Source organism: Actinopolymorpha sp. B17G11, assembly GCF_040196095.1.
Lineage (GTDB): Bacteria > Actinomycetota > Actinomycetes > Propionibacteriales > Actinopolymorphaceae > Thermasporomyces.
In genome coordinates this window covers 115,054-130,559 of the sequence record NZ_JBEFTW010000003.1, presented here as the reverse complement: position 1 = coordinate 130,559, position 15,506 = coordinate 115,054, and the positions used below count along the sequence as shown (strand labels likewise).

General features: G+C 69.7%; 11 protein-coding genes and 2 pseudogenes. 6 read left to right on the top strand and 7 right to left on the bottom strand.

Going from position 1 to position 15,506, the window contains the following annotated elements:
- Positions 1–72 precede the first annotated feature (72 nt).
- Both ABN028_RS04795 and ABN028_RS04790 read left to right on the top strand, forming a co-directional pair.
- A pseudogene (locus tag ABN028_RS04795) lies at positions 73–612 on the top strand (class I tRNA ligase family protein); the annotation flags it as partial.
- Positions 613–874: 262 nt separating this feature from the next.
- Positions 875–2,476: a class I tRNA ligase family protein gene (locus tag ABN028_RS04790; protein WP_349695906.1), complete on the top strand. Its 1,602-nt coding sequence runs from the start codon at positions 875–877 to the stop codon at positions 2,474–2,476.
- 86 nt (positions 2,477–2,562) lie between these two features.
- On the opposite strand, the gene ABN028_RS04785 is transcribed toward ABN028_RS04790, so the two are convergent.
- The gene (locus ABN028_RS04785; RefSeq protein WP_349695757.1) at positions 2,563–3,093 is read right to left on the bottom strand and encodes a pyridoxamine 5'-phosphate oxidase family protein; all 531 of its coding nucleotides are present in this window, start codon (positions 3,091–3,093) and stop codon (positions 2,563–2,565) included.
- Positions 3,094–3,345: 252 nt separating this feature from the next.
- Here ABN028_RS04785 and ABN028_RS04780 point away from each other — a divergent pair, with 252 nt between their 5' ends.
- The 4 genes and pseudogenes from ABN028_RS04780 (at position 3,346) to holA (ending at position 9,337) form a co-directional block, all read left to right on the top strand.
- Positions 3,346–4,329: a phosphotransferase family protein gene (locus ABN028_RS04780; RefSeq protein WP_349695756.1), complete on the top strand. Its 984-nt coding sequence runs from the start codon at positions 3,346–3,348 to the stop codon at positions 4,327–4,329.
- Between the two features lie 451 nt (positions 4,330–4,780).
- Positions 4,781–5,668 (top strand): ComEA family DNA-binding protein, encoded by an 888-nt coding sequence (locus tag ABN028_RS04775; protein WP_349695755.1) that lies wholly within the window; start codon positions 4,781–4,783, stop codon positions 5,666–5,668.
- Positions 5,665–7,986, top strand: a pseudogene (locus tag ABN028_RS04770) (ComEC/Rec2 family competence protein); the annotation flags it as partial. The gene ABN028_RS04775 and the pseudogene ABN028_RS04770, both read left to right, overlap by 4 nt.
- Positions 7,987–8,224: 238 nt before the next feature.
- Complete coding sequence (gene holA / locus ABN028_RS04765) at positions 8,225–9,337, top strand: DNA polymerase III subunit delta (protein ID WP_349695754.1); 1,113 nt, start codon at positions 8,225–8,227, stop codon at positions 9,335–9,337.
- Positions 9,338–9,670: 333 nt separating this feature from the next.
- Here the strand turns inward: holA and rpsT are convergent, their stop codons facing one another.
- From rpsT to ABN028_RS04735, 6 genes are all read right to left on the bottom strand, one after another.
- The gene (gene rpsT, locus ABN028_RS04760; protein ID WP_349327609.1) at positions 9,671–9,931 is read right to left on the bottom strand and encodes a 30S ribosomal protein S20; all 261 of its coding nucleotides are present in this window, start codon (positions 9,929–9,931) and stop codon (positions 9,671–9,673) included.
- A gap of 431 nt (positions 9,932–10,362) precedes the next feature.
- Positions 10,363–11,079, bottom strand: coding sequence for an ABC transporter permease (locus ABN028_RS04755; protein ID WP_349695753.1), 717 nt, complete (start codon positions 11,077–11,079; stop codon positions 10,363–10,365).
- Positions 11,080–11,125: 46 nt separating this feature from the next.
- Positions 11,126–12,043 (bottom strand): ABC transporter ATP-binding protein, encoded by a 918-nt coding sequence (locus ABN028_RS04750; protein WP_349695752.1) that lies wholly within the window; start codon positions 12,041–12,043, stop codon positions 11,126–11,128.
- Between the two features lie 175 nt (positions 12,044–12,218).
- Entirely contained in the window at positions 12,219–13,145 is a 927-nt protein-coding gene (locus ABN028_RS04745) for an ABC transporter permease (RefSeq protein WP_349327613.1), read from the bottom strand.
- Positions 13,129–14,196 carry an ABC transporter ATP-binding protein gene (locus ABN028_RS04740; protein WP_349695751.1) on the bottom strand — a complete coding sequence of 356 codons (1,068 nt, stop codon included), beginning with the start codon at positions 14,194–14,196 and terminating at the stop codon, positions 13,129–13,131. Before ABN028_RS04740 ends, ABN028_RS04745 begins: the two co-directional genes overlap by 17 nt.
- Before the next feature lie 2 nt (positions 14,197–14,198).
- Complete coding sequence (locus ABN028_RS04735) at positions 14,199–15,257, bottom strand: phosphotransferase family protein (protein WP_349695750.1); 1,059 nt, start codon at positions 15,255–15,257, stop codon at positions 14,199–14,201.
- Positions 15,258–15,506 lie beyond the last annotated feature (249 nt).

Genomic DNA, 15,506 nt, shown 5'->3' with positions numbered 1-15,506 from the left:
CTCGCACCGCGTCGGCGCGGCTCGTGGTCGTTCCGATCCGGAAAGCCCAGTCGAGGAGAAGCGAGCCCGATCATGACTGTCGAGGAGACGACTCCGTCCACTTCCTCCCCTTCGTTCCGATACAACGGCGAGTTGGCCGGTGAGATCGAGAGCCGTTGGCAGGCGTACTGGAAAGTGCACCGCACCTTCCAGCTGGCCAACCCGGCAGGCTCGCTCGCCGCGCAAGGCGAGGTTGACACCGTGGCAGGCGGCGCCGTCGCCACCGGGCCGACCAACGCCGACGACAGGCTGCCGACCGACGCCGACGCCACGGTCCCCAGCCGGGTGGACACGAGAAAGTTCTATGTCCTCGACATGTTCATCGGGCCTTCCGGTGCGATGCATGTCGGACATCCGCTGGGCTACGTCGGGACCGACGTCTACGGACGCTACCTGCGGATGTGCGGGTTCCGGGTGCTGCATGCGTTCGGCTTCGACGCTTTCGGACTGCCCGCCGAGCAGTACGCCATCCAGACCGGCCAGCACCCCCGCATCACCACCGAGCAGAACATCGCCACGATCAGGGCGCAGCTGAACCGCCTCGGCATGGCCCACGACGACCGGCGCAGTGTGTCCACCACCGACGTGGAGTTCTACCGCTGGACGCAGTGGATCTTCCTGCAGATCTTCAACTCCTGGTACGACGAGCGGGCCGACAGAGCGCGCCCGATCGCCGAGCTGGTGAAGGAGTTCCAGTCCGGTGTGCGCCCCACGCCCGACGACCGGCCGTGGTCGGAGATGACCGAACCTGAACGCAGGAAGGTGATCGACGCGCACCGACTGGCCTACCTGGATGAGGTGGAGGTGAAACTGGTGCCCCGGTCTCGGCACAGTCCTGGCCAACGAGGAAGTCACCGTCGACGGCCGGAGCGAGCGCGGCAACTTCCCCGTCCACCCGAGGAGGATGCGGCAGTGGATGCTGCGGATCACCGTGTACGCCGACCGCCTGCTGGCGGATCTGGACCACCTCGACTGGCCGGAGTCGATGAAGTCCCAGCAGCGCCACTGGATCGGGCGTTCGGTCGAGGAGGAGGAGGCCGGCGGGACAACGGCGCCGAGATATCGGCTGCGGGACTGGGTGTTCAGCCGGCAACGCTACTGGGGCGAGCCGTTCCCCATCGTCTACGACGAACACGGTCCGGTCGCGCTGCCGGAGACGATGCTGCCGGTCGAGCTGCCGCCGACTTCCGACTTCGCGCCCAAGGTCTATGACCCGGACGACAGGGAGGCCGAGCCCGAACCACCCCTGTCCCGCCTGCCGGAGTGGGTGTCGGTACGCCTGGACCTGGGTGACGGCCCGAAGGACTACCGGCGCGAGACGCACACCATGCCGCAGTGGGCAGGGTCGTGCTGGTACGAGCTGCGTTACCTGGACCCCGACAACGATGCGGCATTCTGCGATCCCGCCAACGAAAGTTACTGGATGGGCCCGCAAGCCGCCGTTGACACCGGGGATGCCGACGCCGGCCGGACTGATCCTGGCGGCGTCGACCTGTACGTCGGCGGGGTCGAGCACGCCGTCCTTCACCTGCTCTACGCCCGCTTCTGGCACAAGGTGTTGTACGACCTGGGACATGTCTCCAGTCGCGAGCCGTTCCGCCGGCTGATCAACAACGGCTACATCCAGGCGTACTCCTACACCGATGCGCGCGGAGTCCACGTGCCTGCCGACGAAGTGATCGAGCGGGACGGCGCCTTCTGGTACCACGGCCAGCGCGTCGAACGCAGCCTCGGCAAGATGGGCAAGAGCCTGCGCAACATGGTGACGCCTGACGAGATGTGTGCGCGCTACGGCGCCGACACGTTCCGGATGTATGTCATGTCCACCGGGCCACTGCCGGCGTCGCGGCCGTGGGACCCACACGGAATCGTCGGCATGCACCGGTTCCTCCAGCGGGTGTGGCGGATGCTGGTCGACGAGGACTCCGGCGCCTGCACGGTCTCCGCGCTGCCGGCGTCGGTGGCCACGAGGCGCGTGGTGCACAAGGCGATCGACGCCGTAGGACGAGACATGAACGAACTGGCGTTCAACACCGCCATCGCCCGGCTGACCGAGCTGTCGCGCCATCTGGCCGGCCTGGCCACGGTGCCCCGCGAGGCGGCGGAGCCGCTGGTGCTGATGCTGGCGCCGTTCGCACCTCATCTGGCCGAGGAGTTGTGGTCGCGGATGCACGGCAGCGACGGGGTGAGGGGATCCGTCGCGTACATCCCTTATCCGGAAGCGGATCCGGCCCTACTGGTCCCTGATCGGGTGACCTGCGTGGTCCAGGTGGCCGGCCGGTTGCGTGACCGCTTCGAGGTGGCGCCAGACGTCTCCGGGGACGAGCTGCGGCGGCGCGCCCTCGCATCCACGAAGGTCCGTACCGCATTGGCCGGCCGCCAGGTCCGGACCGTGATCGTCCGCGCGCCGAAGCTGGTGAACGTCGTGCCGGCATGAGGGCAGCTTCGTGCACAGGGACGGGCGACGCCGAGTCAGGTTCGACCCTCAACCGCCGTGCGGGCCGACGGGCACATGGGAGTGGATCAGGCGTCGCCGTTCGCCACGTCGGCCAGGAGCTTGGCGGGTTGGAAGGCGTACGCCACCATCCAGTGCGGAGCGACCCTGAGGTAAACGATGTCGTCACCCCAGCTGGTCGGTGAGCTGCCGTAGTGCGCGGCCAGATGGTCCTCGATCGCCCGCCAGTCGGGATGGTCCTGCGGCACGAACTCCGCCGTGCCGTGCACGAACACCCCGAGGTCGTCGCCCCGGAGGTGCGCGACGCTGACCGCGGGAAGCGCTCGCAGGTGGCGGACCTTCACCGCCGTGCCGGCCGTCGAGAACACCCACCGCCCATGCAGGAAGTGTCCGTCGAGCCCGGAGATCCGGGGCTCACCCCTGGCGGTCACCGTGGCGACCGAGAGGGTGCACATCCCGGTGAGGACGGACGTGAGCTGCGAGGCCGTCAGCGTGCGTTCGCCCGGCGTCACGATCGACCGCAGGTGTTCGCTGGAGCGGGGGAGCGAGGTGTCGAGGAGGGTCTGCAGGTCGTGGAGCTCGTCAGCTGTTTCGTACATCCTCCCGAGGATGGCAGAACCCACCGACGCCGACGGGTCGACCACAAAGTTCGACAGCTGGGGCCACCGCCTTCGAGTCCGGCGACGAAGCCGGCGCGGGAAGAGCGCCCCGAGTGGCCGTGGTCAACGATTCCACCGCGACCCTCCCGTGGCCGAGGAGACTGGGATCGGGTCACACGACCAGCACCCGACAAGGACTGACAGGTGCGGCGGTCAGGCTGGACCGCCGCACGTGACATACCCTGGGCCCCCGTGGACCTGCGTGGAGATTCTCGACGCGACGCGCTGGTGGCGATCGCCGATCGGTACCACATCGCGATCGAGGACATCGTGCCCGCTCCCGCCCCGGGCGCGGCCAACTACGTCTACTTCCTCGGCGATCACCTCGTGGTCCGGATCCCCCGCGGCGGAGGTGCACGCCTGGCGGAGTTGGCGAAGGAGGCCACCGTGATCCCGGCCGCGCGGCGGGCGGGGGTGCGGACTCCGGCCGTCGTGACCTACGACGACAGCTGTTCGGTCGTCGGCGTGCCCTACCTCGTGATCGAACGCGTCCGCGGTCGGGACCTCGGAGCTCTCGGCGTGTCGCCGACGGAGGCGGCCGGTGCGTACCGTCAGGTCGGGCTGAGCCTCGCCCGGCTGCACCGGCTCGTGCGAGGCAGGGTCGGGCCACTGCCGGGGCTGGGTGTCGACGACGAATCGGATCCGCGGCCCACCGTGGAGGCGTTGGCGGAGGTGGGGTACGTCGACGTCGATGCGGCACGCTGGCTCATCGGCTGGTTCGACCGGCTGGCTCGTTGGCGCCCGGCGGACGTGGAACCCGTCGTCGTCCATGGAGACGCGGCACCGACCAACATCGTCGTCGCCTCCGACCTGGAGCTGCTGGGTCCGGGCGCTGACCGCGGCGTGGATGGTGTCTTCGACACGGCCACGCTCGTCGACTGGGGAGATGCCGCGTGGGCCGACCCGGCGGTGGACTTCGCGAAGATCCCGTTGCGAGCGGTGCCGTTCGCGTTGGAGGGGTATCTGGCCGGCGTGGGTGCGCGGTCGCGGGCAGAGGCGTTGCATGGCTGGGCGGCTCGGATCCTGTGGTACCACCTGAGCTGGGCGCTGCACGGTGCCCCCCAGGAACCGCGGACGGACGAACGCACCTGGACGGCACCGCCACTGAGCCGGTTGCTCGAGGTGCTGCGTTTCTTCGCCCAGTCGCCGCCTGAGCCTTGGGCCTCTCTGGCCTGAGGATTCTGCCGACTGCCTCTCAGGACCTGCCGTCAAGTCCGAGGAGCGGTGACGTCGTGAGGTGGCTTGCCTGCCCCCACGACGGGCCGGGAGCTTGCCGGGGGCGTGAGGTGCCCGGCTCGGCCCGGCTCGGCTCGGCCCACGGCGTCCGGGAGATGCAGGCGCCCGGATTTTGTCCACAACCTGCGAAACAGCTGGTTCATCCACAGGTCTGGCAGCTTCCGCGGACGGCGGGCTCGCATCTCCCTACCGTCGTGGCGTGTTTCGTCGCCACACCACTCGTCGCCGGGTCCGGTCCGACACCGTTCGTGCGGTGCGCCGCGTCCAGGCTCTGTGGCGAGCGCCTGCGCGAGAGTTCCGGGTGGGTGGCTGGTTGCCGAGCCGGGCGGGCGGCCCGGTCCGTGTTCAGGGGGAGCCGGGCGGCGCACCCGACGGGAGGGAGGAGCCCGACGTGCCCGAGGAGCCCGACGTGCCCGATGAGCCTGAGCCGGATGAGCAGCCTGAGCCCGACAAGCGCTTCCCGTATGCCGATCGACTTCGGCATGACGACGGGTTGCTGGGTGACGACCGGTTGCTGGGTGACGACCGATTCCGGGATGAGGATCGGTTCCGGGATGAGGATCCGTTCCGGGCCGACGGCCGAATTCCGGCGGACGAGGAAATGGCCGGCGGGGAGCTGGGTGGCGTCGCCACCTGGGGTCTGCGGCGAGGGCACCTGGTGGTCATCGCCGTGCTGTTACTGGTCGCCGTCGGCGGTGTCGGCGTCATGGTGCTCCGCGAGCGACCGGTGCGCGAGAGCGTCACTCAGCGTCCGATCGCCACCGCGTCTGTGGTGGCATCGACCAGTCCAGGTGCAACCGCGACCAGCGCCTCGCCGACACCGCCGACGCTGGTCATCCATGTGGCGGGGAAAGTCCGCAAGCCAGGTGTGGTCCGGCTTCCGGCAGGCTCGCGGGTGATCGATGCCGTCTCGGCGTCAGGCGGCGCCCTGAACGGCGTCGACCTGGCCGCACTCAATCTCGCGCGCCCACTCGCCGACGGTGAGCAGGTCCTGGTGGGGGTCACCGCCCCTCCCGGCGTACCCGCCCCGGGTGCGCCTCTCCAAGGCGGTTCGGCGGCAGGCTCAGCCGGCACCGGCCTGCCCGCCACCCCGGTCAACCTCAACACCGCCACGCTCGAGGAACTGGACACACTGCCGGGAGTCGGCCCCGTGCTGGGGCAGCGCATCATCGAGTTCCGCACGTCGCAGGGCGGCTTCACCAGCATCGAAGAGCTGCGCAATGTCACCGGGATAGGCGAGCGGACGTACGCGGACCTTCGTGACCGGGTCACCGTGTGAGGCGTGCAGTGAGTGTCGTTCACCAGGTTCGCGGCCGCCTGGTTCGGAGCGTGACGAGGGCGTTTCGCCCGGGAAGGTCGAGCCGGCCCGGGCCGCCGGCCGCAGCTGGGCGCGGTGGGGCTCCGGCCCCGGCACGCGATCCGGCCGCATCGCGTCAGCCGGTAGACGCCCGGCTGGTGCCGCTGGCCGTAACCGCCTGGCTGTGCACGCTCGTCGTTCCGCTGCTGCCTCGCCGGCCGGTGGTCGTCGCGGCGGTGGGTCTCGTCGTCGTGGCAATCGCGTTCATCGCCCTGGATCGGCGGCGGCGGTTCCACCGGCGTACCGCGGCGCTGGCCGTGGTCTGTCTGGGCGGCGGCGTCCTGTGCCTCGTGACGGTCGCCCACATCGCCGCGTCGCGAAGCGGCCCTCTCCCCGACCTCGCCGCTGACTCCGCCGTGGTGACCGCCGAGCTTCGGGTGGGGACCGATCCGCTGCGGAGGGAGTCCAACCGCGGATTCCGGTCCACCTACGTCGTGGTGGAGGCGGACATCATCCGGGTCGTGGCACGCGGTACGACCACCCGGCTGAAGGCGCCGGTCGTTCTCACCGGATCTGTGGCCTGGGCCGATGTCGACCCCGGCACCGTCGTACGCACCGTAGGAAGGCTCGCCGAGACCAGGCCCGGCGAACGAGAAGTGGCCCTCCTCGCCGCCCGGTCGCCCCCGGAGCTGGTCGAGCCTGCAGGCTGGCTCGACCAGGGGGCGAGCCGGCTGCGGGCCGGTCTTCGCGCCGCGGTTGCCGGGCTTCCGGAGGCCGAACGTGGCCTCGTGCCCGCCCTCGTGGTCGGGGACGTGTCGGGCATGCCCGAGCACCTCGTCGACGACTTCCGTACGGCCGGCCTTTCGCACCTGACCGCTGTGTCCGGAGCGAACTTCACGATCGTGCTTGCGTTCGTCCTCGGTCTCGCGCGTTGGGCCGGTCTTCGATCGTGGGGCCTGCCGGTGCTCGGAGTGCTGTGTGCCTTGGGGTTCGTCGTCCTGGCAAGGCCTGAGCCGAGTGTTCTCCGTGCAGCGGCGATGGGGCTGGTCGGCCTCGCGGGACTCGCGGCGGGATCGCGCCGGTACGGCGTTCCCGCCCTTGCCATCGCCGTACTCGCCCTGCTCCTCGTCGATCCGTGGCTCGGGCGGTCGTTCGGGTTCGCCCTCTCGGTCCTCGCCACCGCGGGAATCCTCGTGTTGGCACCGGTCTACACCGGAAGCCTCGCGGGCTGGCTGCCCCGGTTCGCCGCCGCGGCGGTCGCCGTCCCGCTCGCGGCTCAGCTCGCCTGCACACCGCTGGTCGCGGTCCTGTCCGGGTCGGTCAGCGTGGTCGCGGTCGTCGCCAACCTCGTCGCTGCACCGGCGGTGTTCCCGGCGACAGTCTTCGGGTTGGTGGCCACCATCCTGGCGCCGCTCAGCGTTGGCATCGCCTCGGTTCCCGGCTTTCTGGCCGGAGTGGCGGCCCGGTGGATCGTCGAGGTCGGGGCGTTCGCGGCGCGTGCGCCCGGCGCGAGCCTGTCGTGGCCGGCGAGCGGGCCGGGCATCGCGGTACTGGTCGCGCTGTGCGGCGTCGGCGTTCTCGCCGCACCGGCACTGCTGAGGCGGCGCGGTCTCAGTCTCGTCCTGGCAGGCGCGGCCGCCGTGTGGATTGTCCATCCGGTCCGCATGCCCGTCCCCATGACGTGGATCACGGGCTGGCCGCCGCAAGGCTGGATTCTGGTCGCCTGCGATGTCGGTCAAGGTGACGCGCTGGTCCTGCGGTCCGGGCCCCGCACTGGCGTGGTGGTCGACACCGGACCCGATCGCGCGAAGATGGACGCCTGCCTGGCCGACCTCGGCATCACGCGGGTTCCGTACGTCCTGCTCACCCACTTCCATGACGACCACACCGCGGGACTCGCCGGAGTCGTGCGCGGTAGGACGGTGGGGGAGGTCGGTATCCGCCCACACGCGCCCGCCAGCGAAGCCGTACGTGTCGGTGACTCGGAGCTCGGAACCGGGGTTCGGGTCACCGAGGTCGTCGCGGGTGAGCGCCGGCGGTCAGGCGACGTGACCTGGACCGTGCTCAGTCCGCACCCTGCGACGCCAGGGGCTGGGCCGCCTCCGGGTGCCACGTCCGGAACTGCGCACGACGAGGAGGGTTCGGTGGAGAACGACGCGAGCGTCGTGGTGATGGCCGAGATCAGGGGCATCCGGATCCTCCTCACCGGTGACATCGAGCCGCCGAGTCAGCGGGCGCTGCTGCGGTCCGGCCATGACCTTCGCGCAACGGTGCTCAAGGTTCCTCACCACGGGTCGCGCTACCAGGACCAGGAGTTCCTGCGAGCAACTGGCGCGACCATCGCGCTGATCACTGTCGGTGCCGAAAATGACTACGGACATCCCGCACCGACGACCGTCTCGACGGTGGAGGCGTTCGGCGGCACGGTGGCGCGGACCGATCTCGCGGGCTCCATCGCCGTCGTCAAGGACCGTGGTGGGCTGGGCATCGTGAGCCGGGGAGCGGCCGACGAGGGCGTACGAACCGACGCGGGTACGGATGGTGGGGCTGCCAGCGCTGAAGTCGGGCACGCGGAGTCGCAGGCGGGCGCGGGCCGGACCTCCCGGTCGACGGGAGGTGAGACCAGGATTGTCGGACCTTCGTGGGATGCTGACGTCGATGGCAGCCAAATCTCGTTCCGCACCGGCCACTGGCGAAGCTCTCGGCGGGGTCACGCTCGTGCTCGGCGCCGAAGACCTGCTGGCCGATCGCGCGGTCGCGGCGGCAGTCGAGGCCGTCCGTTCGGTCGATCCAGGAGCCGACCTCACCGAGATCGACGCGGTGAACCTGGCACCCGGGAGTCTCGCCGAGCTCACGAGTCCGTCGCTGTTCGCATCCGCACGGATCGTGGTGGTCAGGTCGGTCGAGACGCTGCCGGCCGAATCCACCGACGCGGTCCTCAGCTACGCCGGCAGTCCAGAGCCCGATGTCGCCATGGTCCTGGTCCACCGCGGCGGGCAGAAGGGCCGGTCCGTTGCCGACAAACTCCGCAAGGCCGGCGCACGTGTCGTCGCGTGTGATCCGCTGAGGAGTTACGAGCTGCCCGGTTTCGTCCAACGTGAGGGCCGGGCGGCGGGCGTCCGCATCAACGACGACGCGGCGGGTCTGCTGGTGGACGCGGTCGGAAGCGACCTTCGAGTGCTCGCGGGGGCGACGGCCCAGCTGATCTCCGACAGCGCCGGAACGGCGATCACCGAGGAAGTCATCCGCCGATACTTCGCCGGTCGCGCAGAGGTCAACAGCTTCGCGGTTGCCGACGCGGCACTGGCGGGTCGCACGGCGCATGCGCTGGAGCAACTCCGCTGGGCGATGCGTGCCGGGGTCGCCCCTGTGCTGGTGACCTCCGCGCTCGCCTCAGGCCTGCGCGGTCTGGCCAAGCTCGCCGGTGCACCTCGGGGCCTGCGCGAGGGCGACCTGGCCCGTGAGGTCGGCGTGCCTCCGTGGAAGCTCAAGACGCTGCGCGCCCAGCTACGCGGCTGGAACTCCGAGGGACTTGCGTTGGCGATCCAGGCGGCGGCTCAGGCTGATGCCGACGTCAAGGGGGCCGCCGACGATGCGGACTACGCGCTGGAGAAGGCGGTCCTCGCCGTGAGCCGTGCACGACAGCACTAGCGGGACATCGCCCGGGTCCTGGTCCGTCTCCTCGACCAGAAGGGGCTGCGATTGGTCACCTCGGATCCAGATCACTGCACACTTGACCAGTGACCCTCCGGCGTACGGTGCACCGGTCTCGCTCCGTGCTCACCTCGGGCACGCCGGCAGCCGGGACGCGGGCCGGGCACGCCTAGATCCGGGAGCGGCTGGCGGACAGGAGCCTCAGCAAGTGCCGGCCGCAGTCGACGTGGGGAGTCGCGAGCCCGGCGTGACCTGGAAGAGACGCCGCCGCCTACACGGGGCCCGGGAGAGACGCGCCAGCTAGAGGTGACCTGGGGGGCACGGCCCCGACTAGAGGGAGCCGGCCCGCTTGAAGATGGCGGACTTCTTGTTGGCCGCGTGATTCTTGTGGATCACGCCCTTGGAGGCCGCCTTGTCGAGCAACCGGCCAGCAACGCGGGCGGAGTCCTGCGCCGTGGCGGCGTCGCCGCTGTCGGCGGCCTCGCGGAACTTGCGAATTGCCGTCTTCACCGACGAACGTACCGACTTGTTGCGCTGCCGCCGGCGCTCGTTCTGCTTGATCCGCTTGATCTGGGACTTGATGTTCGCCACTGAGTCAATGCCTCGATCGGACGTTGTGCTGATGGACGATGGGAGCGTGCCGGACCTGGCCGGACACGCGAACGGACAGCTTACCAGCCGTCGGAACCGGGCCTACACTCGCGAACCCGGGGGCGGCCGAGTCGGTGGCCAGCCGGAACCCAGCGCAGACGTGATCAGGTCGATGATCATGAAGGCCCGCGGGTAGAAGCCCCCCTGTCGTGGTCGGAGGTGGGGGCGCGCCCCGGCCCAGACGGTTCATGATCACCGGCATGATCAAGGGCCGCCGAGTCCGGCGGGCGAGCTGGCGGGTCTGGGCGCGCTGCCTGGAGGGAGTGCGGGCGTGCGGGTGTGCGGTGCGGGTGTGCGGGTGTGCGGTGCTGGGTGTGCGGTGCGGGCCGCCTCCCAGGACCGCCGGACCTTCCAACCTCCGGACTAACTCCCTACTCGGTCTCGGTGAGGGTGAGGGAGCGGAGCCGGTGGCCCGCGAACCAGGTCGCGGCCACGGTCACGGCGACGAGGAGCACCAGGGCGGTGCCCGCGCTCATGACCGACTCGATCGCGTCCTGCTTGATCACGCTGTCGGCGACCGCCAGAGCCCACTGCTGGATGCTGAGCGTTTTCGCCCCCGGTACGAATCCGCCGACGAAGCTCTCCCAGATCAGCGCGTAGACGAGCCCGAAGACCACCGCGTGCCGGGTGAGTACGGCCAGGAGCAGGAACAGCGCGCTGTAGGTGAGGCCCGCGATCGCCGTGCCCACGCCGAACCCGAGAGCGACACCCCCGTCGAGACCCGACACGACGACCGCGGCGACGAACGTCGGTACGGCCGCAAAGGCGAGCAGGCAGCCAGCCGCGATGGCGAGCTTCGTCACGATGATGATCGGCCGCGACACGGGCTTGGCGAGAATGTAGACGATCGACCCCTCGTCGATCTCGGGCCCGATGACGCCGGTGCCGGCGATCAGGCCGAGCAGCGGCACCATGGTGCCGAGAGCGAACGCCTGCAGCAGCGGGGTACCCACCACCGAGTCCGGACCGGCGACGCCTCTGATGACCGCGGCAAGCGCCAGGAGGAGGACCGGCAGGATGAACAACAGCAGCACTCGGCGCTTGCCGAGGAGCGTGCTCGTCGTGAGTCTGGCGATGGTTGCGTTCATGGCATCCTCGTAGGTGGTCAGGCCGGGCGGGTCGGCGCTGTGGTGCTCACGCGCTGATGAGATAGGCGAAGACGCTCTCGAGGGACTCGTCGGACGGCGACACCTCGAAGAGCCGGACTTCGGCGTCCCGCGCCATCTGCGGCAGCAGCCAGGTGAACCGGGCGAAATCGACCGCCTGCACCCGGAGACACTGATCGCGTACGTCGAGTTCGACTCCCGCCGACGAACCGTCGGAGATGAGCCATGAGGCGAGCCGCCGGTCGTCGCTGGAGCGGATGACGTACTGATGTGGCCGGTCGGCCATCAGCCGGCGGATCTCCCGGAAGTCGCCGGACGCGGCATGTCGCCCCGCGACGACCACCTCGATGTGGGAGGCGACTTGTTCAACCTCCTCGAGGATGTGCGAGCTGAACAGCACGGTGCGTCCCTGCGCCCCCATCGAACGCAGAAGATCCATCAGGTGCAGACGCTGCCGAGGGTCCATGCCGTTGAAAGGCTCGTCGAGGAGCAGGACCGGCGGGTCGTGGACGAGAGCGGTCGCCATCTTGATCCGCTGTTTCATGCCCTTGGAGTACGTACCGACCCGGCGGCCCTGTGCGTACTCCATCTCCACCGTGGCGATCGCGGCTGCAGCGGCCGCCCGCGGGTCGGGCAGTTTGTGCAGCTTCGCGTTGGCGAGGACGAACTGCCAGCCGGTGAGGTTGTCGTAGAGAGCTTCGCGTTCGGGGACCAGGCCGATCCGGCGGTAGGCGAGATGGTTCCGCCATACGGCGGAGTCGTCCAGCGTGACCTTGCCAGCTGACGGCGCCAGGAAGCCGCCCATCATGTGGATCAGCGTCGACTTGCCGGCGCCGTTGGGGCCCAGGAGTCCGGTGACACCCGGACCGATGGTCATCGTGATGTCGTTGACCGCGACGACATTGCCGTACCAGCGGGAGGCACGGTCGATGTGGACGACGCTCATGCTGTTTCCCTTTCGCATGACCACTGCGGTGCCTCACTCCGGCACACCTCGTACCTCGGCGTACCTCCGTGGGGGCTCCTCACGCTCATGCTGGTCCCCTTTTCGCATGACCGCTGCGGTGCCTCACTCCGGCACACCTCGTACCTCGGCGTACCTGCGTGGGGGCTCCTCGCGCTCATGCGTTCGCCACCTTCCGGTATCGCAGGAGCAGCAGGCCGAACGAGCCGACGACGACCGCCGCCGCGGTGAGGACGAAGGCCAACAGACCGACGGTCGTGTCCGGTGGCGGAATCACGCCGGAGTACTCCGCCCCGAACGCGGTCACCTGCACGCCGTCGACCAGGGTGATCGGCGAGAGGAGTCCGAAGTAGCCGGCGAGTGTGGTGTTGTTCTCCGACTGCGCGATCCCAGATGCGATCGTGACACCGGAATAGCTGAGAACGAGGACCGTGATGATGGCCGCGACGCCGAATCCGCGCCGCGTCGTGAGGGACGCGATGACGCCGCCGACCCCGGCGAGCACGAGCGCGAGGACCACCACGCCGGCCAACCCGGCGGCGAAGTTCTTCGTCTGCTCACCGAAGGACAACTTCGCCAGCAGGGTGCCTGCGTACAACACGATCAGGGGCCCGAGCACGAGGATCGCGATCGAGGTCGCGAGAGCGGCGAACTTCGCGGTCACGTAGTCGAGCCGGGTGAGCGGCCGGGAGAAGTACAACGTGATCGTGCGGAACCGCAGGTCGCGGGAGAACAACTGCGGTGCCTGCGAGGCCACGAAGATGCCGATGACCGCCTGGGTGACGACGAAGTACCGCTCATACGGAAGTGGCAGGTCCTGGAGCCTGGCGAACATCATGACCGCGACGACGATGACGGCCGGCAGGAGCATCGCCCCGGCGAGCAGGAACGGCAGCACCTTGGACTTTGCCGACCGTCCGAGACCGTAGGTCGACCGGAGGCTCTGTACGTACAACGACCGCAGGATGTACGCCCGACCGAGGCGAGCCCCGTCGTAGTTCCGGTAGCCGATGTCGTGGATGACGCCACCAGGTGCGGGAGCGCCGACCGGACCGGCAGGTAGGGGCTCATGGGGCACTGGCATGCCGTGCTCCTCCGTCGCTGTGGGCTTCGTCGGTGTGCGTTGCGTCGACATGAGCCCTGTCGACATGAGCCCCGTCGGTGTGGGCCCCGCCAGGGTGGGCTCCGTCGACGTGGCTCGGTGCCTGCACTTCGTTGGCGCGGAAGACCTCCTCGATCCGGTGCCGGCGCTGTTGCATCCGGACGAGGCCGAGGTGGAGTTCTGCCGCCGTGTCGCGTACGACGTCGTAGATGCGTTCGTCGGTGGCGTCGATCACCAGCATCCGGCCGTCGGGGGAGACCGCGTGGCCACGGGCGGCGAGGGCCTGGCCGAGCCGGTCACGTCCGGTAGTGGTGCCCGCGCCGGAGTCGTGTGCACTCACCTCGACGAGGAGCATGGGGGTGGCGCGGGTGAAGTCAGCCGTCGAGGACGACCGCAGGAGCCGTCCACCGTCGATGATCACGACGTGGTCGCTGATCTGCTCGAGTTCGCCCAGGAGGTGCGAGGTGACGAGGACGGAGATGCCGAAGTCGGCACCGATCCGGCGGATCAGGGCCAGCATGTCGTCGCGGCCGGCCGGGTCAAGGCCGTTGGTCGGCTCGTCGAGGAAGACGAGGCTCGGGTCATGGACGAGTGCCTGGGCCAGTTTGACCCGCTGTCGCATGCCGGTGGAGTAGCCCCCGATGGGTCGGTAGCGCTCCTCGTACAGGCCGACGTGGCGGAGCGTGTCGGCGGTCCGTTCGCGAGCGCTGGCGGCCGGAAGCCCGGACATCCGCGCCATGTGGACCACGAACTCCGTTGCCGACACGTCCGGAACCAGGCAGTCGTGTTCGGGCATGTAGCCGACCCGGTCGCGGATGGCCGAACCGTCGGTGCTGACGTCGAGGCCGAGCACGCGGGCCGTGCCTGAGGTGGCCGGCGCGAGGCCGAGCAGGATCTTGATGAGCGTGGACTTTCCCGCGCCGTTGGCGCCGACCAGCCCCGTGACCCCTGGGCCGACCTCGATGCTGAGCTGGTCGAGGGCGGTGACGCGGGGGAACCTCTTGGTGAGGTCTTGGGTGGAGATGACGGTCACGGTCACGACGCTAGTGCACAGGGGCGCCTCTGACCGTCCATCTCCAGGACGAGGCGTGGCATTCCTGCCCGTAGGGGTTCCCCTGGTGATCCGGGCGAAGCGTCAGCCGACCCAGCCGCGGCGTATGGCGATCCGGACAGGCATGCCTGCGCGTACCACGCCTGGTGCGTACGTAGATGCGGCGATCCGGGGACGGCCGGTTCGAGCGACGACCGGGTGAAGTAGCCGCTCAGCCCGGCGAGGGCCGCGTCGACCGCTTCGGGATCTACATCGGCGCCGAGGGGATGTGCGGCGAACAGGGCGTCACCGTCGTAGCCGTCTCCGCGGGCGGAGATCAGCAGGAAGAGGAGGTCGAGCCAGGGGGCTCCACGGCTGGGCCAGTTCCAGTCGCAGATCCAGACCTGTCCGTCGTCGCCCATGATCACGTTGTCGTCGCGGAGGTCGCAGTGGACCACGGAGTCGCCGGCGAGGGCGTCCAGCGCCTGGTCCTCGAGGGTCGCGAGCTCGGCGACCTGTGGGTCGGGTGCGTCGGCGCCCGCGGAGGCGACCTGGCGCCAGTACCCGAAGTCGTCGGCCAGCCAGTCTCCGAGGGCGGGGACGACGAGATCTGGTGGTCCGGGCGTGAGGGCTTCCGCCATCGGTGTCAGTGCGGTGAGGACGCGGGCGAGTTCGGTGGCGTCCCACGGCCGGGCCGGTGGCTGGCCAGGCACGTCGTCGAAGCACAGCACGACCCAGCCCTCGTGCTCTGAGGTCCAGCGCACACGAGGCGTGGGCACGCCGTCGGGGAGCCGTGGGACGATTCGTGCCTCGGCCTGGTAGCAGTCGGCGATCACCGGGCTGTCCTCGGACGAGGCCGCCTTCACGAACGCGGTCCCGCCCTTGCCGTAGACCAGCCGGGACGCGAACCCCGGGGTGAAACCCGACCCCTGGTTGGCGACGGCGGTGACGGGCCCGCCGAGCCGTTCCTCGATGTGCGTACGAAGGAAATCGGGCAGGTCGGGCCACTCCGGCCGGAGCGCGGTTGCTCCGTGCGGGACCAGGGGTGCGGCTGGCGCGGTCATCGGTCGATCCTGACAGCCCGAGACCTCGCCCGGGTTCAGCGGGGTGGTCGGTCCCGGGTTCGTTCGGTCCGTCGCGACAGCGGGCCGGGGTCCGCGCTTGATCAAATACTGACTGCTTCAATCAGGGTACGGCCGATGGTTGAGGTGGTCGGGTTCTGGATCGCGCCCTGGCGCGCCACCAAGCCCACTCTCCCTCCCAGGCGACGGGGTGCGGGAACGGGGAGTGCTCGACGGGAGCCATGGTCTGCG